At 70.0% G+C, this 18,756-nt stretch carries 17 protein-coding genes and 1 tRNA gene; 7 read left to right on the top strand and 11 right to left on the bottom strand.

Going from position 1 to position 18,756, the window contains the following annotated elements:
- Nucleotides 1-62 precede the first annotated feature (62 nt).
- Together E5843_RS06805 and E5843_RS06800 are read right to left on the bottom strand one after the other, a co-directional pair.
- The gene (locus E5843_RS06805; protein ID WP_141065826.1) at nucleotides 63-1,679 is read right to left on the bottom strand and encodes a hypothetical protein; all 1,617 of its coding nucleotides are present in this window, start codon (nucleotides 1,677-1,679) and stop codon (nucleotides 63-65) included.
- A gap of 16 nt (nucleotides 1,680-1,695) precedes the next feature.
- Nucleotides 1,696-2,289, bottom strand: a complete 594-nt coding sequence (locus tag E5843_RS06800; RefSeq protein WP_136412228.1) for an NfuA family Fe-S biogenesis protein — start codon at nucleotides 2,287-2,289, stop codon at nucleotides 1,696-1,698.
- A gap of 96 nt (nucleotides 2,290-2,385) precedes the next feature.
- On the opposite strand from E5843_RS06800, the gene E5843_RS06795 reads away from it, so the two are divergent.
- Entirely contained in the window at nucleotides 2,386-2,727 is a 342-nt protein-coding gene (locus E5843_RS06795; RefSeq protein ID WP_134673289.1) for a 4a-hydroxytetrahydrobiopterin dehydratase, read from the top strand.
- Nucleotides 2,728-2,784: 57 nt separating this feature from the next.
- On the opposite strand, the gene E5843_RS06790 is transcribed toward E5843_RS06795, so the two are convergent.
- A complete protein-coding gene (locus E5843_RS06790) occupies nucleotides 2,785-3,750 on the bottom strand; it encodes an RluA family pseudouridine synthase (RefSeq protein ID WP_136412227.1) in 966 nt (321 codons plus the stop codon).
- 465 nt (nucleotides 3,751-4,215) lie between these two features.
- Between E5843_RS06790 and E5843_RS06785 the strand changes: the two genes are divergently transcribed.
- Nucleotides 4,216-7,566, top strand: a complete 3,351-nt coding sequence (locus E5843_RS06785; protein ID WP_136412226.1) for an Rne/Rng family ribonuclease — start codon at nucleotides 4,216-4,218, stop codon at nucleotides 7,564-7,566.
- Nucleotides 7,567-7,629: 63 nt separating this feature from the next.
- On the opposite strand, the gene E5843_RS06780 is transcribed toward E5843_RS06785, so the two are convergent.
- The 4 genes from E5843_RS06780 to serS form a co-directional block, all read right to left on the bottom strand.
- Entirely contained in the window at nucleotides 7,630-8,277 is a 648-nt protein-coding gene (locus tag E5843_RS06780; RefSeq protein ID WP_134673286.1) for a response regulator, read from the bottom strand.
- A 78-nt stretch (nucleotides 8,278-8,355) separates the two neighbouring features.
- Nucleotides 8,356-8,445, bottom strand: a tRNA-Ser gene (locus tag E5843_RS06775).
- 607 nt (nucleotides 8,446-9,052) lie between these two features.
- Nucleotides 9,053-10,057 (bottom strand): LysR family transcriptional regulator, encoded by a 1,005-nt coding sequence (locus E5843_RS06770; RefSeq protein WP_136412225.1) that lies wholly within the window; start codon nucleotides 10,055-10,057, stop codon nucleotides 9,053-9,055.
- Between the two features lie 181 nt (nucleotides 10,058-10,238).
- Nucleotides 10,239-11,519: a serine--tRNA ligase gene (gene serS / locus E5843_RS06765; RefSeq protein ID WP_136412224.1), complete on the bottom strand. Its 1,281-nt coding sequence runs from the start codon at nucleotides 11,517-11,519 to the stop codon at nucleotides 10,239-10,241.
- Nucleotides 11,520-11,634: 115 nt separating this feature from the next.
- On the opposite strand from serS, the gene E5843_RS06760 reads away from it, so the two are divergent.
- On the top strand, nucleotides 11,635-12,261 hold the full coding sequence (locus tag E5843_RS06760; protein ID WP_136412223.1) for an energy transducer TonB: 627 nt from the start codon (nucleotides 11,635-11,637) through the stop codon (nucleotides 12,259-12,261).
- 75 nt (nucleotides 12,262-12,336) lie between these two features.
- Entirely contained in the window at nucleotides 12,337-12,909 is a 573-nt protein-coding gene (locus E5843_RS06755) for an energy transducer TonB (protein ID WP_134673283.1), read from the top strand.
- Nucleotides 12,910-12,962: 53 nt separating this feature from the next.
- Here E5843_RS06755 and aroA read toward each other — a convergent pair whose 3' ends face one another.
- The 3 genes from aroA to serC are packed head-to-tail and all read right to left on the bottom strand — an operon-like array spanning nucleotide 12,963 to nucleotide 15,621.
- A complete protein-coding gene (aroA, locus tag E5843_RS06750; protein WP_136412222.1) occupies nucleotides 12,963-14,270 on the bottom strand; it encodes a 3-phosphoshikimate 1-carboxyvinyltransferase in 1,308 nt (435 codons plus the stop codon).
- Complete coding sequence (locus E5843_RS06745) at nucleotides 14,267-14,530, bottom strand: chorismate mutase (RefSeq protein WP_136412221.1); 264 nt, start codon at nucleotides 14,528-14,530, stop codon at nucleotides 14,267-14,269. Before E5843_RS06745 ends, aroA begins: the two co-directional genes overlap by 4 nt.
- 5 nt (nucleotides 14,531-14,535) lie before the next feature.
- On the bottom strand, nucleotides 14,536-15,621 hold the full coding sequence (gene serC, locus E5843_RS06740; protein ID WP_141065825.1) for a 3-phosphoserine/phosphohydroxythreonine transaminase: 1,086 nt from the start codon (nucleotides 15,619-15,621) through the stop codon (nucleotides 14,536-14,538).
- 158 nt (nucleotides 15,622-15,779) lie between these two features.
- On the opposite strand from serC, the gene msrP reads away from it, so the two are divergent.
- Nucleotides 15,780-16,766 carry a protein-methionine-sulfoxide reductase catalytic subunit MsrP gene (msrP, locus tag E5843_RS06735; protein WP_136412220.1) on the top strand — a complete coding sequence of 329 codons (987 nt, stop codon included), beginning with the start codon at nucleotides 15,780-15,782 and terminating at the stop codon, nucleotides 16,764-16,766.
- 45 nt (nucleotides 16,767-16,811) lie between these two features.
- Complete coding sequence (locus tag E5843_RS06730; protein WP_136413058.1) at nucleotides 16,812-17,429, top strand: protein-methionine-sulfoxide reductase heme-binding subunit MsrQ; 618 nt, start codon at nucleotides 16,812-16,814, stop codon at nucleotides 17,427-17,429.
- 42 nt (nucleotides 17,430-17,471) lie between these two features.
- Here the strand turns inward: E5843_RS06730 and E5843_RS06725 are convergent, their stop codons facing one another.
- Complete coding sequence (locus E5843_RS06725; RefSeq protein ID WP_141065824.1) at nucleotides 17,472-18,272, bottom strand: FHA domain-containing protein; 801 nt, start codon at nucleotides 18,270-18,272, stop codon at nucleotides 17,472-17,474.
- 83 nt (nucleotides 18,273-18,355) lie between these two features.
- Here E5843_RS06725 and E5843_RS06720 point away from each other — a divergent pair, with 83 nt between their 5' ends.
- Nucleotides 18,356-18,634, top strand: a complete 279-nt coding sequence (locus E5843_RS06720) for a polyhydroxyalkanoic acid system family protein (protein WP_134673277.1) — start codon at nucleotides 18,356-18,358, stop codon at nucleotides 18,632-18,634.
- The last annotated feature ends 122 nt before the right edge of the window (nucleotides 18,635-18,756 follow it).

The raw sequence follows: 18,756 nt of genomic DNA, 5'->3' as shown, positions 1-18,756 counted from the left end.
GTTCACCCTCGCTGCAACGACGCCGACGGAGCCGCAAGGCTCCGTCTTTCGTTGCGATGTCCTCACCGGGCGTCGTCGCCTTCCTGCAGCTCAGGCTTGTACGGGACATCCGGCGGTGGCCGTGCGCCGGCCTCGACATCCTGCAGGTTCGGATCGGTGATCCCGCAGCCACCACCGAACGCCAGGAGCGCCACATCGCAGCGGATCGACTTGCTGGTGCCGGGGATGGGAATCAGCACGGTGCGGATACTTCGGCGCACCCATTCCTCGAGCAGGTTCTCGTGCGGCACCCAGAAGCGGTCGAGCGAGGTGGGTTCGAAATCGGAAGGTGGACGCCGCAGCCACGTGCCCATGCGGTCGATCTTTTCGTAATCCTCGGTGACGGTGCCTGGCGGCAGGCCGCCGCCAACGCGCCCGCCGGCACCCGGCGGCAACTGTGGCCGACCGTCGCGGTTGAACAGGCCCGCTGTGCCGGCCTGTCCGCCCGCGCGGTTCTGCGCAGCCGTATCCCAGTCATCGCCGGACCGCGGCGATGGGATCGCGCCGGGGGCCGGCGACGTGGCCGGGCCTGCGCCGGCGGCCGTGGCATCGGGCCGGGTACCGGCGTCAGCCGCGGGTGCGGCATCGCTGCTGGTGCTGCCAGCCGCGGCCGTTGCGCGGGTGGCGTCCACGGTCTCGCTCGCGCCCTGCCCGTCCGATGTCTCGCGCAGTGCGATCTCGCGCACCGGCGCGGCTGGCGCGTCCGCTTCGACGACAGGCGCGCGCACCGACGGCGCAGCGATGCGCGGCGCATCGGGGAGGCGGACCGGTGCCACCACCTTGCGTTCGGCCAGCTCCACCACCGGCTGTTCGATGCTCGGCGTGACGGCCACGGACCGCAAGGCGGGCAGCTCCGGCCGCGCGAGTTCCACAGGCTCCTGCACCGGGATCTCGCGATCACGCAGCTCCACGGTGCGCTCCCGCAGTCGCGGCTGCAGCACCGGCACCTCGGGCGGTGGCGGCACGACGAAGGTGGTATCCGGCACCGCGGTCTCGGTGACCACCAGCGGCTGCTCGGCGGCTGCCGGTGCGGGTTCGGGTTGGGGCTCGGGCGGCGGCGTGGCCGCTTCCGCGACGCTGGCCGGCACCGGGTCGGGCTGCGCTGCGGGAGGCGGCGGAGGTGGCGACGGTTCCTGTCGCGAATCGGCGACCTCCGGAATGGCGTCGCCGGCTGCCGGCGGCCCGGCCCCTTCGTCGCGCGGCGTGCCTTCGCCGATCCATGTCACCTCGATCGCGCTGTCCTCGCCGGCCTGCGTCGGACCCGTCCATGGCGGCACCACCATCAGCCAGCCCAGCAGGAACAGCCACACCAGGTGCAGCACGCCGGACACCGCGGATGACAGCCGGCGCATGCCACGCTCATCGTCGGGTGCCCGTTCCCAGTGCTGCCGCCACAGCACGGTGAATGCCTGCCAGCGGTTCTCGAGTACTTCGCCTGGCGGCAAGGGCGTGGGTTCGCGGGCGGCAAGCAGCGAGATGATGTCGGGCGCGGGTGCGCCACGTACCCGGCCGGGGCTGGCCTGCATCGTGTCCAGCCAGGATTGCCAGCCGGGCGGGAACTCGCCAGCCGGAGATGGCGGGCGGATCGAGCGGCGCTTGCGCCTGTGCAGCGCTGAAATCAGTTCGGCGGAGGAGAACACTCGCGCCGGGGCCCTGTCAGGCGGCGTCGCGCGGCACGTACGGCGCGTCGCCGGTGTCGTGGTCGGTGGCGTCGCGCACCGCGGTCACCCCCGGCACCTTCTCCACAAGGGTCTTCTCGATACCCTGCTTGAGGGTGATGTCGGCCATCCCGCAGCCGTGGCAGCCGCCGCCGAAGCGCAGCACCACGACGCCATCGCCGGTCACTTCCACCACCGACACATGGCCGCGATGCTGGGCCAGCTGCGGGTTGATCTCGTGTTCCACCAGCCAGCGCACCCGCTCCACCAGCGACGCGGAATCCGCCGGCACTTCGCCCTTGATCTTCGGCGCGCGGATCTGCAGTTGCCCGCCGGTGGCCTGCACCGCGTAGTCGATCTCGGCGCCATCCAGCCAGCGCACGCTGTCGGCTTCAAGCCACAGGGTGAAACCCTCGCAGTCCACTGCCCACTCGTCGCCGCGCAGATCGGCGGGTTCGGCGAACTCGAGACGCACGTCGGCACGCGACGTGCCGGCATGCATTGCCGCAAGGCGTACACCGAGACCGGGCAGGCCTTCGCGTTCGATCAGGGTGCGGAAGTGGGTCTGTGCGCTGTCGGAGATCTGGATCATCGGCGTATTCTAGCCTTCCCGTCACACCTTTTCCGGAACGCCCGCGCGCGCGGTCCTGCGCCGTTGGCCTGCGGTTGGATTACCGAGGAGCCCGCCATGTCCGATCTCGTGCCGCTTGCACAGGCCCATTGCATCCCGCGCCGGGGCAGCGAACACCGGCTTCCGGAAGCACGCCTGCGCGAGCTGCTGCCCGAAGTCCCCGCCTGGGAGCTCGCCGAGAACGGCCACGCACTGGTGCGCACGTTCCGCTTCGACGACTACCACCGCACCATGGCCTTCGTGAACGCCCTCGCCTTCATCGCCCACCGCGAGGACCATCACCCCGACCTCGGTGTCCACTACGACCGTTGCGTGGTGCGCTGGTCGACCCACGACGTCGGTGGCCTGAGCGAGAACGACTTCATCTGCGCGGCGAAGGCCGACGTGCTCATCGGCTGAGCCGGCGACTTCCTGCCACGGATCCCGTTCTTCCGCGTGATCCGCGGCCAACAGGATTCAGCCGCCGAGCGCATCCAGCACCGTTGCCAGCTCGGGCGCCAGCGGGGCATGCAGCACGTACGGCACGCGGCCGTCCTCGAGGGCGAATTCCATCGATGCGGCATGCAGGGCCAGCCGCTTCAGCCCGATCTGGTCGCGCAGGCGACGGTTGACCTCCGGGTCGCCGTACTTGTCGTCGCCGGCAACCGGGTGGCCGATGTGCTGCGCATGCACGCGGATCTGGTGGGTGCGGCCGGTCTCGATGCGGACCTCGCACCAGGAATGGCCGCCGCGGCGCTCGAGCACGCGGAAATGGCTGAGCGACGGCTTGCCGGCCTGGTTGACCTGCACATGGCGCTCCCCGCCCTGGCGCAGGCCCACGTGCAACGGGGCGTCCACGCTCATGAGCCCGTCCGGCATCCGCCCCGCCAGCAGCGCCAGGTAACGCTTGGCGATGCCGCCGTCGTCTTCGCGCATCAACGCCTGCAGCGTGGTCAGCGCCGAGCGCTTCCTGGCGATCACCAGCAGGCCCGAGGTGTCGCGGTCGAGGCGATGGACCAGCTCGAACGGCTCATCCGGCCGCAGGGCCCGCAGGGTCTCGATGACGCCGAAACTGATCCCGCTGCCGCCATGACTGGCGATGCCGGAGGGCTTGTTCAGCGCCAGCAGGCGCGCGTCCTCGAACACGATCGAGGATTCGATCGCCTGCAGCAGCCCCTTGGCCGGCCGTCCCGGCGTGCCGGGCTCCTCGATCCGCACCGGCGGGATCCGCACCTCGTCACCGCCGGCGAGCTTCCGTTCCGCCTTGGCGCGGCCACCGTTGACGCGGACCTGGCCCGAGCGCACCAGCTTGTAGACCAGGCTGCGCGGCGCGCCTTTCAGCTGGCCCAGCAGGAAGTTGTCGAGGCGCTGGCCGTCACGGTCATCGGGCACCCGGACCGTGCGGGCGCCACCGGCGCGTGGGGGTGTTTCTGAATGGGCCATCGGCGATTTTGATCTGCTACACTCGCCGCGCGAGATAAGGGTTTGATTTCGCAGGGAGTTGCGAGTGGTGCGGCCGATGTGGCCAGCGCCGCGCGCGGGGGCCGAAAGCCCGCCTTCCTTCGATTCCGATGCAGTGCGCGGCCACCGCCCCCGGGGCGGACATGTTAGCGGCTCATCGGCAGACCCGGCCATCGTCCGGGCCGCGAGGATCCGGTGTATTGAACATGACCCGCGTGGCGTACGGCTCAGCCGGCCCGCCTCCGGCCCCAAAACAGACAACGAACAACAAGCGCTCCCGCGGTCCGCCGTGGTGTCGCAGCGCTGGAATACCCAAGGCCGCGCCGCCAGGCGCCGGGGCATCCCCTTGCCCTGCCCCCCGGGCTCATCCCGGGTGGCGCGGTCCAAGTCTCCAGAGGCGAGACGCCCACGGCGTTCCGCGCGGTGCAGCGCGCGAGGAACGCACCCATGAAACGCATGCTGATCAACGCCACGCAGGCCGAAGAACTGCGCGTGGCCACTGTTGACGGACAGACGCTCTACGACATCGACATCGAGCAACCGTCGCAGGAACAGCGCAAGTCCAATATCTACAAGGGCCGCATCACCCGGCTCGAGCCCTCGCTGGAAGCCGCCTTCGTCGATTACGGCGCCGACCGCCAGGGCTTCCTGCCGCTGAAGGAAATTTCCCGCGACTACTACCAGGCGGGCGTCGACCATCGGAATGCCGGCATCCGCGAGCTGTTGCGCGAGGGCCAGGAAGTCGTGGTCCAGGTGGAGAAGGAAGAGCGCGGTAACAAGGGCGCCGCCCTGACCACGTTCATCTCGCTGGCCGGCCGTTACATGGTGCTGATGCCGAACTCGCCCACCGCCGGCGGCGTGTCGCGCCGCATCGAGGGCGAGGACCGCGCCGCGCTTAAAGAGGCGATGGACAAGCTCAACATCCCCGACGAGATGGGGGTGATCATCCGCACCGCCGGCGTCGGCCGCGATGCCGAGGAACTGCAGTGGGACCTCGACTACCTGCTCAGCATCTGGAAGGCGATCTGCGACGCCGCGCTGTCGAAGCCGGCCTCGTTCCTGATCTACCAGGAATCGCGCCTGATCACCCGCGCGCTGCGTGACTACATGCGCGCCGACATCGGCGAGATCCTCGTCGACACGCCTGAGATGTATGAAGAGGCGAAGGAATTCGTCGAGCAGGTGATGCCGCACAACCTGCGCAAGCTCAAGCACTACACCGACGACACCCCGCTGTTCAACCGCTTCCAGATCGAATCGCAGATCGAGAACGCCTACGAGCGCACCATCCGCCTGCCGTCCGGCGGCGCGCTGGTGATCGACCAGACCGAAGCGCTGACCGCGGTCGACGTGAACTCCGCGCGCGCCACCCGCGGCGGCGACATCGAGGAAACCGCGTTCCACACCAACCTCGAGGCAGCCGACGAAGTCGCCCGCCAGCTGCGCCTGCGCGACCTCGGCGGCCTGGTGGTGATCGACTTCATCGACATGTCGTCCTCCAAGCACCAGCGCGAGGTCGAGAACCGCCTGCAGAACGCGCTCAAGTACGACCGCGCGCGCGTGCAGCTGGGCCGGATCTCCAAGTTCGGCCTGCTGGAAATGAGCCGCCAGCGCCTGCGCGCAAGCCTGGGCGAGTCGAGCCAGATCGTCTGCCCGCGCTGCGAGGGCCACGGCCGGATGCGCAGCATCGAGTCGCTGTCGCTGTCGATCATCCGCGTCGCCGAAGAGCACGCGATGAAGGACAACACCGGCCAGGTGCTGGTGCAGGCGCCGGTCGAGATCGCCAACTACCTGCTCAACGAGAAGCGCGGCGCGCTGGCGGAGATCGAGAAGCGCCACACGGCGCCGATCCTGATCGTGGCCGACGAGCAGCTGCACACGCCGCATTACGAAGTCACCCGCATCCGCGAGAACGAGCTCGGCGAAGAGACCAGCAAGCCAAGCTACCAGCGCGGCACGCCGCGCAAGCTGGCAACCATCGCGCTCAACAAGAACAACCTCAACGTGCCGCCGCCAGCGGTCACCAACGTGCGTCCCACGCAGCCCGCGCCGGTGCGCGAGCCGCGCGAGGAAGCACCTGCACCGGTGGCCGTGGCATCGCCCGTGGCGCCTGTCGCGGCACCGGTGCCCGCGCCTGCCGCGGGCCTGGTCGGCTGGCTGAAGCGCCTGTTCGCGTCCGAGCCGGCATCGCCGGCCACCGGCACCCGCGGCAATCGCCCGCAGCAGGATCGTGACGACGCGTCCGGCGACCGCAATGGCCGCGGTGGCCGGCGCGGCGACCGCCGTCAGGGCCGTGACGGTGGCGGTGGCAACGGACGTCGTGACGAACGGCGCGGGCCGAAGCCGGCGCATGGCGAACGCAACGCAACACAGGGCGGCCGCGAGGCGCGCAACACGCAGGCCGAGCGGCCCGAGCGCGGCAACAAGGGCGAAAAGGCGGCCAAGGGCGCACAGGCTGCACAGCAGGTCGCCCAGCAGGCTTCCGCACCGGCGCAGCAGAATGCCCAGCAGCAGAAGCAGCCGCGGCCGCCAAAGCAGCCGAGGCCGGATGGCCAGCAGGGTGGACGCAAGGCCGACCTCGCCGACGCGGGCACTCCGCGTGGCCAGGGCGAGGACAAGCGTCGTGACGATGCAGCGGTCGTGACGACCGCTGCCGCGACGGACGGGCTCGGCAGGTCCATCGCAGCGGCCCCGGCCGAAGCGATCGAGGCATCCGCTGTCGACACCAATGTCCAGCTCGCGGCAGATGTCGCCGAGGCAGCGGCGACCGATGCCACCGCGGCACAGGACGACAGCAACGGCGAAGGCGATGGTGGCAGCCGTCGTCGTCGCGGACGTCGCGGCGGTCGTCGCCGTCGTCGTGGCAACGGCGAGCAGGCCGCGGCTGGCGAGGATGGCGCGATGCAGGACGACAACGTCGCTTCCGACGGCCCCACGCCGGCGGTCGACGGCTCGCAGCCCGAGTTCGATTTCGATGACATGCCGGCGCCCGTTCGCGAGCGCACCGCCGCGCCTGTGCAGGAGACCACCGAAGACGCGGAACCCGCACAACGTGCAGCGGCCAGCGTCGCCGTCGCAGCGGTGGCGATGACCGCGGCCGCCGCACAGGAAGCACCGGCGGTGGCAGCCACTGCCCAGGCAGAGACGACGGCAGCTGTCGAGCCGCCGGCACCTCCCGCCGTGCCGGACCGCTACAGGTCGAACCATGACCGCGGTGGCCCCGAAGTGGAGCGGCAGCCGGAGATCGCCGAGTCGCCGTCCCCGGTCGAGCCGCCGGCACCTGCCCGGGCCGAGCCCGCCCAGGCAGAACCAGTCGAAGTCCGGTCTGTAGAGGACGAAGCCGCGCGGCGCGAGCCCGCACGGGACAGGCCCACGCCGGTGCAGGACGTACCGGCGCCGGTCCAGTCCGCGGAAACCGTCGCCGCCGCGCAGCAGGAGTCGGGCGTCGAGGCCGAAACGTCGCAGGATCATTCCGGGGAGACCGCCGTCGTCAACCCGACGCCGGCAGATGCGGCGGTGAATGCAGCTGACGTCGCGTCCGAGCCAGCGGTTAATCCGGAGCAGGTGCCGGCAGCGCAGGCTTCGGCAGTCGCCACGGTCGATCCGGTCATGCCGGGCCTGTTCGATGCGAGCACCGCGGATGAGCCGGATGCGCTGGCCGCGACGCCTGCCGGGGTCGACGCTGACACCGAAGAGTCCACGCAGGTCGAAGCTGCGGGTGTCGATGACGACGGCAGCGGGCACGCCACGTCTGCGCAGGAGGCGGCGGCCAACACCGCACCAACGCGCGACGCCTGATCATCGGCGATGCAAACAGAAAGGGCGGCCCTCGGGCCGCCCTTTTTTGTTGCCCTGCAAGTGCTACAGCGCGTGCGTGGGGTCGGCCAGGCCGTATTGCCCGGCCAGCCGGGCCAGCGCGATCGTGTCGTGCAGCTGCAGCTTCGCGAACATCCGCGTCTTGTGGGTATTGACGGTCTTGGCACTGAGGCTCAGCCGACGCGCGATCTCTTCCTGTCGCAACCCCTGGATCAGCAGCATCGCGATCTCGAGCTCGCGCGCGGACAGCTGGTCGAAGGGGCTGTCATTGCCGGCCAGCGCGGACAGCGCCATGTTCTGCGCGATGCTGGTGGCCAGGTACCGCTTGCCGGCGGCGACCACGCGCACCGCGCGCAACAGCTCGCTGGCATCGCCCGCCTTGCCGACGTAGCCGGAGGCGCCCGCGTCGATCAGGCGCTTGGGCATCGGCCCGTCCTCGAGCACCGACACCACGATCACCCGCGCACCGTACTTGCCGCGCACGATGCGCTCGGTCACCTCCAGGCCGCTCAGGCCCGGCAGATGCAGGTCGCACAGCACCACGTCCGGCTTCAGGCGGCGGATGTCCGGCAGTGCCGCTTCGCCGGTCTCCGCTTCGCCTACCACTTCGATGTCGACTTCGCTGGCCAGGATCATGCGCAGGCCCGTACGGACGAGCGCATGGTCGTCTACCAGAAAGACACGGATGGTCATCCTTGGCCCCTCCTTCTGCTTTCCCCGCGTATGAGGCTAGCGATGGAGTGGGGGGACCGCAAGGAGGATCAGCAAGGTTGGCGGAGAGAGTGGGATTCGAACCCACGGAAGGTTTGACCCTTCGGCGGTTTTCAAGACCGCTGCCTTAAACCACTCGGCCATCTCTCCGTTTTTTCGTCGATCCGGTTTGACCAGCGGCGATGCCGCTGTTCCCTCCGGCTTTCAGCCTCCGGGTCAAGACCGGTGCCTTCAACCACTCGGCCACGCTTCCGAAATCTGCAAGTCCATCAAGGCGGTTTGACCAGTGGCTGCGCCACTGTTCCCTCCGGCTATCGCCTCCGGGTCAAGACCGCTGCCTTGAACCACTCGGCCATCTCTCCGTTCTTTCAGCAACGCCGGTTTGACCAGCGGCGATGCCGCTGCTCCCTCCGGCCTTCAGGCCTCCGGGTCAAGACCGGTGCCTTCAACCACTCGGCCACGCTTCCGAAATCTGCAAGTCCATCAAGGCGGTTTGACCAGTGGCTGCGCCACTGTTCCCTCCGGCTATCGCCTCCGGGTCAAGACCGCTGCCTTAAACCACTCGGCCATCTCTCCGTTCTTTCAGCAACGCCGGTTTGACCAGCGGCGATGCCGCTGTTCCCTCCGGCCTTCAGGCCTCCGGGTCAAGATCGGTGCCTTCAACCACTCGGCCACGCTTCCGAAATCTGCAAGTCCATCGAGGCAGCGGATGCGGATGCTAGACGATGAGCGACGTAGCCGTATCGGGTCGCGCAGCTCAGCGCATTGTCGCACGCGGGGCCGCAGCGGACGTACCACGCGTGGTGCCCTCGCCATTCGGCCCGGCGCCTTTCGGGCGGTTCTTGCAATCCAGGCTCGACTCCGCGAGCAGCGGCGGCAGGCGCTCGGCGAGGTAATCGATGAACACCCGTACCGCGGGTAACAGGCCGCGCCGTGACGGAAACACCGCATGCGCAATGCCCTGCGGCAGGGTCCAGTCGGGCAGCACCACTTCCAGTTCACCGCTGCGCACCGCATCGGCGCAGATGGTTTCGGGCAGCATGGTGATGCCCAGCCCCTGGCGCGCCAGCGACATCAGCATCGGAAAGTCGAAACCCGCCACGCGAGGCTTCAGTTCGATCCGCTGCACCTGGCCGTCGCCGCCGTGCAGCTCCCAGCGCTGCTTCACCTCGTCCTCGCCCATGGTCATGGTGACGTGTTCGCGCAGGTCGTCCGGGTCGCGCGGGCGTCCCGCGCGACGCAGGTACTCGGGGCTTGCGACCAGCAGTTCCTGGACATGGCCGAAGCTGCGCATGACCAGGCTGCCGTCGTCGTCGAGCTTGGAACGCACGCGCACGGCGATGTCGAAGCCTTCGTTGATGACGTCCACGCGGCGGTTGTTGACATGCAGCTGCACGCGCACCTGCGGGTAGCGTGCAAGGAAGTCCGGCAACAGCTTGGGCATGGACTGCTGGGCGATCGAGACAGGCACGCTGACCCGCACCAGCCCACGCGGTTCGGCGCTGAGGCGGTCGACCACCTCGCGCGCGGCAGCGGCCTCGGCCAGCATCGATTGCGCGTGGCGGTACACGCTCTGGCCCACGTCGGTGACCGCGAACCGGCGCGTCGAGCGCTGCAGCAGGCGGACGCCGAGCTCGTTCTCGAGTTGGCTGATGCGCCGGCTCAGTCGCGACTTGGGGATGCCCAGCGCGCGTTCCGCGGCCGCGAATCCCCCGTGATCGACCACCACGGCGAAGTAGTACAGATCGTTGAGGTCCTGCATGCGCGGCGCCTGATGGAACGATGCGCGCAATCGAATCACGTTTATTCCGCCGGCACAACAAACCGGCCTGCCCCGTCAGGCGACCCTCGACCGGCCGATGCACCGCCCGGGACGGCCATCCATTGCAACGACATCGCTGCACTTCCCGCCCGCAGGGAAGCTCCGGGGCCGCCAACGGGCATCAGGCGATGACGTCGTCCCCGCCCATCCACGGGCGCAGCACGTCGGGTATGCCGATGCTGCCGTCCGCGCGCTGGTAGTTCTCCATCACAGCGATCAGCGTGCGGCCGACGGCGAGGCCGGATCCGTTGAGCGTGTGCACGAGTTCCGGCTTGCCGGTCCCGGGGTTGCGCCAGCGCGCCTGCATGCGCCGGGCCTGGAAATCGCCGACGTTGGAGCACGAGGAGATCTCGCGATAGGTCTGCTGCGAGGGCAACCACACCTCGAGGTCGTAGGTCCTGCGCGCGGCGAAACCCATGTCGCCGCTGCACAACAGCATCCGGCGGTACGGCAGGCCGAGGCGTTCGAGCACCGCTTCGGCGCAGCGCGTCATCCGCTCGTGCTCGGCGTCGCTGTCCTCCGGGCGGGTCACCGACACCATCTCCACCTTCTCGAACTGGTGCTGGCGGATCATCCCGCGCGTGTCGCGGCCATGGCTGCCGGCCTCGGCGCGGAAGCACATCGAGTGCGCGGTCATGCGCAGCGGCAGGTCCGCCGCCTCGACGATCTCGTCGCGCACGATGTTGGTCAGCGGCACCTCGGCCGTGGGGATCAGGTAGCGCGTGCTGTCCCCCACCCGGGTGGCGAACATGTCCTCGACGAACTTGCCGAGTTGGGCGGTGCCCTCCATCGTCTCCGCGTTGACGATCAACGGCACGCTGGTTTCCTCGTAGCCGTGCTCGTTGACGTGCAGGTCGAGCATGAACTGCGCCAGCGCGCGATGCAGGCGCGCGAGCTTTCCGCGCAGCACGGTGAAGCGCGCGCCACTGAGCTTGGCGCCGGCGTCGGCGTCGAGCCAGCCATGGCGCGCACCGAGTTCGACATGGTCGTGGACCTCGAAATCGAACTGCGGCACATCGCCCCAGCGGTGCTGTTCGACATTGGCCGACTCGTCCGCGCCCAGCGGCACGTTGTCATCGGGCAGGTTGGGCAGCGTGCGCACGATGGCGTCGATCTCGCCGCGGATCGCTTCCAGCCGGCCCTCGCTGGCCTTGAGCTCATCCCCGAAACCGGCCACTTCCGCCAGCAGGGCGGCCACGTCCTCGCCCTTTGCCTTGGCCTGGCCGATCGCCTTGCTGCGGGTGTTGCGCAGGTTCTGCAGCTCCTGCGTGCGCACCTGGATCAGCTTGCGCTCGGTCTCCAAACGTTCGAGGCCATCCGCATCGAACTCGAAGCCACGCGTCTCGCGCAGGCGTCGGGCGATCTCTTCGGGACGGGTGCGCAGCAGGGCGGGGTCGAGCATCGAGACATCCAGGGCAATGGCAATGACGCGGATTATCGCCTGCGTGCGCGGATGCCGCATCCGCGGCCTGTGCCAGAATGCGGCGGACGTCGTCAGTCACTGGAAGAACCCCATCTTGCGACTCTCCCGTTTGCCATTGCCTGCCCGGATCGCGATCGCGATGGGCATCGCCTTCGCGGTCGGCCTGCTGCTGTTCGCCCTGGTCTACTTCGACGACCGTGGCCCTGCCCTGCCCGGCGACGACGCCGGTCCTGTTGCGCCGATGCAGTCGCACGCGTCCGGCGCACTGCCGGCCCCGCAGCCTCCTGGCGAGGATCGCGACGTTCCCGGGCTCTACGGCCCTGCTCCCGCGGACCCGGGCCTCGCCGGGACGGCGCAGCCTCCAGCGGCCGCGGCGACACCGGTTCCGCAGCCACCCCGTGCCGCGGTCGACGCACCGCCTCCGCCCGCAACCGCCGCGGCCACTGCCAGCCGACCGGTCGCGGTACGCAGGCAGCAGCCGGCCTACCCGCGCACGTCGCTGCGTCGCGGCGAAAGCGGCGAGGTGCTGGTGCGCGCGGTGGTCGGGATCGACGGTCGACCGCGCCAGGTGGACGTGGCCCGCAGCAGTGGACACCCGGCGCTGGACCGGGCCGCCGTGCGTGCCGTCGAGCGCTGGCGCTTCGAGCCGGCGCGGCAGGCGGGCCAGCCCGTGGAAGGCGAAGTGCGCGTGCCGGTGGAGTTCGTCAGCGGCCAGCGGTGAGACCCGGCACGGTTCGTGACGCCGCCCGCACATGCCCTGTGGAACGCTCATTCCCCGCCTGAACAGGGGTCACCCATGAACGATCCACGCCGTCCCGACGACGTCCGCCAACCGTCCGGCGAACCTCCGCGAGAGTCCCTGCCGCGGAAGAGCTCCAGTCCGCTGTTGTGGATCCTGCTGCTGATCGCATTGATCGCGGTGGGCTGGTACTTCTACAGCCAGCGTGGGCCGGTTACCGCGCCGGAAGCGCCGCCGACGCCGGTCGGCACCGCGCCCGAGATCGGCGACGGTACCCCGCCGCCACCCGCAAGCGAGCGCCGTCCACGCGAGGCCACCCCGGCGCCGGCGGCGGGCGTGACCCGCGATGCCAGCCCGGTGACGCCGATCGACCCCGGCTACCCGGCCGCTGCGCTACGGGCCCGCGAGGAAGGCCTGGTGATGCTGCGCGCCACGGTCGACAGCGACGGCAGGACCGGCGACATCGAAATCATCGAATCGAGCCGCTCGCGCGAGCTCGACCGCGCCGCGCTTGCGGCAGTCCGCGATGCACGGTTCTCGCCGGCCATGCGCGACGGCAAGCCGATCCCCTCCACCGTGCAGGTGCCGGTCGAGTTCCGGCTGGACGCCAACGCGTCCGCCCAGCGCTGAGCACGTCGCCGTCGAGGCGCCATCCGGGCGTGGGCGGCAGGATGCCGCCTCGCTCAGGCCAGGCCGAATCCGGCGGTCCGCGCCAGCTCCACGAAGCCTGGAAACGACGTGGCGACATTGGCCACGTCGTCGATCGTGACCGCACCGCGTGCGCACTGCGCGGCCACCGCGAAGGCCATCGCCACGCGATGGTCAGCATGGCTGTCGATGCGGCCCCCCTGCAGCCGGCCGCCATGGATGGCGGCGCCGTCAGGCGCCTCGTCCACCCGGATGCCCATGGCGCGCAGGCCGGTACCCACGGTGGCGATGCGGTCCGATTCCTTGACCCGCAACTCCGCCGCACCGCGTACGGTGGTGACACCGTGTGCGCAGGCGGCGGCGACGAACAGCGCCGGGAACTCGTCGATCATGTCGGCCACGTGGGCGACCGGCACCTCGATCCCGCGTAGCGGCGCATGCCGGACCACCAGGTCGGCGACCGGCTCGCCGCCCTGCTCGCCCGCCGGTTCCACCGTGATGTCGGCGCCCATCAGGCGCAGCACGTGCAGCAATCCGGTGCGGCGTGGATTCATCCCGACGCGCGCTAGGCGCAGTTCGGAGCCCGGCACGACGGTGGCGGCGACGAGGAAGAACGCCGCCGAGGAAAAATCCGCCGGCACCTGCACGTCGGTCGCCCGCAAGCGGTGGCCGCCGGTGAGCGTGGCGTGGCCCGGCGCGAAATCGACCGGCCAGCCGAACGCGGCCAGCATGCGTTCGGTGTAATCGCGGGTCGGTTGCGGTTCTAGCACCCGCGTGGTGCCGCGCGCGTACAACCCGGCCAGCAACAGCGCCGACTTCACCTGCGCGCTCGCAACCTCCGCACGATGTTCGACGCCCGCGAGCGGCGTGCCGCCGCGTATGTGCAACGGCGGCAGCCCGCCGGGGCCGGTGTCGATGCGCGCGCCCATGCGGGCCAGCGGCGTGGTCACGCGCAGCATCGGCCGCTTCGACAGCGAGGCATCGCCGACCAGCGTGGTATCGAAGGCCTGTCCGGCGAGCAGGCCCGCCAGCAGGCGCATCGCGGTACCGGCGTTGCCGCAGTCGAGCGTTGCGACCGGCGCGCGCAGGCCATCGAGGCCCACACCGTGGACGATGCGCACGCCGTGTGCGGGCGTTTCGATCCGCACACCCATCGCGCGGAAGATCGCGTCGGTGGCACGCGCATCCTCGCCCTCGAGGAAGCCATCGATGCGCGACACGCCATCGGCCAGCGAGGCCAGCATGATTGCGCGGTGCGAGACCGACTTGTCCCCCGGCACCGCCAGCGTGCCGCGCAGCGCGGTGCCGGGCTCGGCGGTCCAGGACACCGGGGACGTGCTCATGGCACCGCCACCGGGAACGAACCCGGCACCCGTACGTCGCGGGCGAGGACCTTGAGCTCGGGACGGGAGTCGTCCACCGCCACCGCCAGCAGGCCCTTGGCCTGGCCGACCGGTCGCGCCCACCACGCGCGCTCGGCGATCAGCGCCTGGATCCCGCGGTCGATGCCGTCGATCTGCGCGCGCACCGTGGCGGGGTCGGGCGTGACCGCGGGCGCGGCGTCGCCCGTCCCGGCGCCCGGCCCGATGTCGTCCGTCGTCATCGTGCTCAGCCGCGACGCTGCTGGAAATCGCCCATGTAGGCGGCCAGCGCCTCCACGCCGGCGACCGGCATCGCGTTGTAGATCGAGGCGCGGATGCCGCCCAGCACGCGGTGGCCGCGCAGGCCGATCAGGCCGGCGTCACGGGCACCGGCGAGGAAGTCCTCCTCGAGCGCGGGCTCTTGGAGGAAGAACGGCACGTTCATCCGCGAGCGCACCGCCGCGTCGACCTCGTTGCGGTAGAAGCCGCCGGAACCGTCGATGGCGGCATACAGCGCGCGTGCCTTGGCCTCGCTGCGACGTGCGAACTCCTCCACCCCACCCTCTTCGAGCATCCAGCGCACGGTGAGTCCGAGCAGGTACCAGTTCCAGCTCGGTGGCGTGTTGAGCATCGACTCCGCGGCCAGGTGCGCGCGGTAATCGAAGATCTCCGCGCGCGGCTGGCCAACGCGCTCGAGCAGTGCGCGGTCGACGATCACCACGCCGATGCCGACGGGCCCGAGGTTCTTCTGCGCGCCGGCATAGATCAGGCCGTAGCGGCGCACATCGATCGGTTCGGAGGCGATCGACGAGCTGAAGTCGGCGAACAGCGGTACCGCGCCGGTATCGGGCACGTCGCGGAATTCGACGCCGTGGATGGTCTCGTTGGCGGTGATGTGCACATAGGCCGCGTCGGCCGACAGCGCCCACTCCGCGCGCGGCGGGATGCTGCGGAAGCCATCCGTCTCGCTGCTGGCGGCAATACGCAGGTCGACATACGGCGCCACCTGCTTCAGCGCGATGCGGCCCCAATGGCCGGTGACCACGTAATCGACAGGCTGGCCGGGCGCGGCGAAATTGAGCGCGATCAGGGCCTGCTGCGTGGTCGCACCGCCGCCGAGGAACAGCACCGCGTAGTCGTCCGGAATGCCGACCAGGCGGCGCAGGTCGGCCTCGGCGCGACGCGCGACATCGATGAACTCATCGCCGCGATGGCTCAGTTCGACGATCGAGGCACCCGCATCGCCGTATTCCAGCATCTCGTCACGGGCCTGCTGCAGGACCGGCTCGGGCAGCGCGGCCGGGCCGGCGCTGAAGTTGTAGGCACGCGACATCGTGGCGACATCCATCTGGGGGAGGCCGGCCGGCTGCGCGCCTGCCGGGGGGCCTAGTATGCCGCAGCGTTCCGTGGCGGGTCGCGCGTTCGCGTGCCTGCAACGTTCGCCCGTGCACACTGCTCCAACCGGGTGCCCGACCCGACGGAGTGACGCCCATGGCAGGCGACCACAGGACGCTGCGCGAGGCACTGCGCATCCGCGCATCCGACATCACCGACGAGACGGTCTGGCGGCAACGCCGCCGCGTGCTTGCCGCCTTCGGCGCGATTCCCGCCCTTGGGCTGTCGGCCTGCGCCGAGGCGGAAGCCCCGCCCGCACCCACCGCGCCACCACCATCGCCCGCGGCCGTGGCCGCCGGCTTCTCGACGGACGAGACGCTGACCCGCGAGATCGACGCCACCACGTACAACAACTTCTACGAGTTCGGCACCGGCAAGGCGGATCCATCGCGGGCCGCGCGAACGTTGCGCACCTCGCCCTGGCAGGTCGAAGTAAGTGGTGAGTGCGCACGGCCCGGCACCCTCGAACTCAACGACCTGCTGCGTGGCTTCCTGCCGGAGGAGCGGACCTACCGGTTGCGCTGCGTGGAAGGCTGGTCAATGGTGATCCCGTGGCTGGGCGTGCCGCTGGGCGAGGTGCTGCGGCGTTTCGAACCGACTTCGAACGCGAAGTACGTGGCGTTCACCACGCTGGCCGACCGTGCGCAGATGCCGGGCATGCGCTACCGGTCGATCGACTGGCCCTACCGCGAGGGGCTGCGCATCGACGAGGCGATGCATCCGCTGACACTGCTCGCCACCGGCGTCTACGGCAAGCCGCTGCCGCAGCAGAACGGTGCCCCGCTGCGGCTGCTGGTGCCGTGGAAGTACGGGTTCAAGGGCATCAAGTCGATCGTCGCCATCCGCTTCGTCGAACGGGTGCCACCCACGGCATGGAACGACCTGCAGCCGCGCGAATACGGGTTCTTCGCCAACGTTAATCCGGACGTGGACCATCCACGCTGGAGCCAGGCGAGCGAGCGCCGCATCAGCGGCACCGAGGGCAAGCTGTTCGCCAACCGCATCGCCACCCGGCCGTTCAACGGCTACGCCGAGCACGTGGCTTCCATGTACGCAGGCATGGACCTGCGTCGCTGGTACTGACCGCGCGTGCCGGCTGCCGCGAAGCACAGGACCACGCCGGGCTGGCTGATCGCCGCCAAGGCAGGCGTGCATGCATTGGCGCTGGCGCCGGCCGCATGGCTCGGCTGGCGTGCGTGGCAGGTGCAGACCGGTGCGGACATCGACGCGCTGGGCCCCGACCCGGTCGCAATGATCGAACACACGCTCGGACTGTGGGCGTTGCGGCTGTTGCTGCTGACGCTGGCGGTGACGCCACTGCGGCACCTGAGCGGGCAGCCGCAGCTGCTGCGCTTCCGTCGGATGCTCGGGCTGTACGCGTTCTTCTACGCCAGCCTGCACTTCGCCGCCTGGCTGGTGCTGGACCTGCGCCTGGACTGGGGCGGCGTGGCCACCGAGATCGCGCGAAGGCCGTTCATCACCGTCGGCTTCCTCGCCTGGCTGCTGCTGCTGCCGCTGGCGGTGACATCCACGCGCGGCTGGATGCGCCGCCTGGCCGGGGCCTGGCAACGCCTACACCGGCTGGTCTACGTGATCGCCAGCCTCGCCGTGCTGCATTTCTGGTGGGTAGTGAAGTCCGACATCCGCGAGCCGCTGCTGTACGCGGTGCTGCTGGCAGTGCTGCTGGGCTGGCGACTGTGGCGTCGGCTGCACCCGCCGGGGAGCCGCGCACGTCCCGCCGGTTAGCCTTCCTCCGGCGCCGTGGACTGCGCGCGTCGAGACAGCAGGTCAGTCCGTGCCGTAGAGCAGCAACAGGCTCAGCAGGCCCGCGATCACCACGGCCGTCAGCAGCAGCCACGGCAGCGGCCACGGGCGGCGGCGTGGCGTCCTGTCGTCGTCGGACGGCAACTCCACCTCCGGCAACACCGGCTCGCGCGAGCCGCCGCCGAGTGGCGCTTCGACCACGAAGCGGTGGTAGGCATCGAAGACCACCTGGTCGCCCGGCTGCAGCAGCGCATCGCGCACGCTCTCGCCGTTGACGATGCTGCCGTCCGCGGACCCGAGGTCACGCAGCAGCACTTCGCCGCCCACCAGTTCCACGCGCGCGTGGCGCTCGGCAAACGCCGGATCGTCGATATGGATGTCGGCTTCGGCGAGGCTGCCGACCAGCCGGGGCCGGTCGAGGGTGAAGCTGCGGCCATGGTGGCGCCCACCGATCGCACGCAACACGATGTGCAGCCCCGCCGAGGCGTCCGCCGGCGTGGCGAGGTCGCCGACGCCGGGTCGTCGCACGGGTGCACCACCCAGCAACCGCAGCTCGGCGCCCTCGATATGCAGGGTGTCCCCACGGCGCAGCATGGCCAGCCGCTGCACCGGCCGCCCGTTGACGTGCACGCCGCGGCGGCCTTCAGCGACGGTCAGCCAGATGCCGCGACGGTCGACGCACAGCAGTGCGATGGGGTTGCCGCCATCGATGCGGCCGATGCCGCCGCCGGCCAGCTGTCCGATGCGATGCATGCCGGCATCGAGCGGCAGGTCAGGCTGATCGGGCTGATCGCCGCCGACGAAGCGCAGTCTGAGGATTTCCATGCGCGGCGAATCTAGCACGGGCACGGTTGGAGTCAGCATCGGCTGCACTCAGAATGCATGCTCCTCCAGCCGCCAGGTGCACCATGTCCGAGATCGACATCCGCCATCCCCATTCGCTGCCCCTGCCGCAGGCGCGCGCAGCGGTCGAGCAGATCTCCGCGAAGCTGGCGCAGAAGTTCGACGTGCAATGCGCATGGAACGGCGACGTGCTGCACTTCCAGCGCTCGGGCGTGGACGGCGCGATCGCGCTGGCCGGCGACGAGGTCCGGGTGACCGCCAAGCTCGGCTTCCTGCTGTCGGCGATGCGCGGTCCGATCGAGGCAGAGATCCAGCGCGTCCTGGAGAAGGAATTCAGCGCCTGAGCCACCGTGACGGTGCTGCTCCCACCGACCACCCCGGTCTCCAGACCCTACATGCCTGGTCCCTCTCGACGCGACGCTAATGCCGCCTGCGACACGATCGGCCGAACCCACGCGTTGGAGGC

The organism is Luteimonas yindakuii, assembly GCF_004803715.2.
Lineage (GTDB): Bacteria > Pseudomonadota > Gammaproteobacteria > Xanthomonadales > Xanthomonadaceae > Luteimonas > Luteimonas yindakuii.
Note: the sequence above shows the minus strand (reverse complement) of the source record. Positions and strands in the feature narration are given on the sequence as shown.

What these genes read in the sequence shown, in the direction of transcription:
- E5843_RS06800 (WP_136412228.1), bottom strand. Translation starts at nt 2,289, where the DNA reads ATGATCCAGATCTCCGACAGCGCACAGACCCACTTCCGCACCCTGATC.
- E5843_RS06795 (WP_134673289.1), top strand. Translation starts at nt 2,386, where the DNA reads ATGTCCGATCTCGTGCCGCTTGCACAGGCCCATTGCATCCCGCGCCGG.
- E5843_RS06790 (WP_136412227.1), bottom strand. Translation starts at nt 3,750, where the DNA reads ATGGCCCATTCAGAAACACCCCCACGCGCCGGTGGCGCCCGCACGGTC.
- E5843_RS06785 (WP_136412226.1), top strand. Translation starts at nt 4,216, where the DNA reads ATGAAACGCATGCTGATCAACGCCACGCAGGCCGAAGAACTGCGCGTG.
- E5843_RS06780 (WP_134673286.1), bottom strand. Translation starts at nt 8,277, where the DNA reads ATGACCATCCGTGTCTTTCTGGTAGACGACCATGCGCTCGTCCGTACG.
- E5843_RS06770 (WP_136412225.1), bottom strand. Translation starts at nt 10,057, where the DNA reads ATGCAGGACCTCAACGATCTGTACTACTTCGCCGTGGTGGTCGATCAC.
- serS (WP_136412224.1), bottom strand. Translation starts at nt 11,519, where the DNA reads ATGCTCGACCCCGCCCTGCTGCGCACCCGTCCCGAAGAGATCGCCCGA.
- E5843_RS06755 (WP_134673283.1), top strand. Translation starts at nt 12,337, where the DNA reads ATGAACGATCCACGCCGTCCCGACGACGTCCGCCAACCGTCCGGCGAA.
- aroA (WP_136412222.1), bottom strand. Translation starts at nt 14,270, where the DNA reads ATGAGCACGTCCCCGGTGTCCTGGACCGCCGAGCCCGGCACCGCGCTG.
- E5843_RS06745 (WP_136412221.1), bottom strand. Translation starts at nt 14,530, where the DNA reads ATGACGACGGACGACATCGGGCCGGGCGCCGGGACGGGCGACGCCGCG.
- serC (WP_141065825.1), bottom strand. Translation starts at nt 15,621, where the DNA reads ATGTCGCGTGCCTACAACTTCAGCGCCGGCCCGGCCGCGCTGCCCGAG.
- msrP (WP_136412220.1), top strand. Translation starts at nt 15,780, where the DNA reads ATGGCAGGCGACCACAGGACGCTGCGCGAGGCACTGCGCATCCGCGCA.
- E5843_RS06725 (WP_141065824.1), bottom strand. Translation starts at nt 18,272, where the DNA reads ATGGAAATCCTCAGACTGCGCTTCGTCGGCGGCGATCAGCCCGATCAG.
- E5843_RS06720 (WP_134673277.1), top strand. Translation starts at nt 18,356, where the DNA reads ATGTCCGAGATCGACATCCGCCATCCCCATTCGCTGCCCCTGCCGCAG.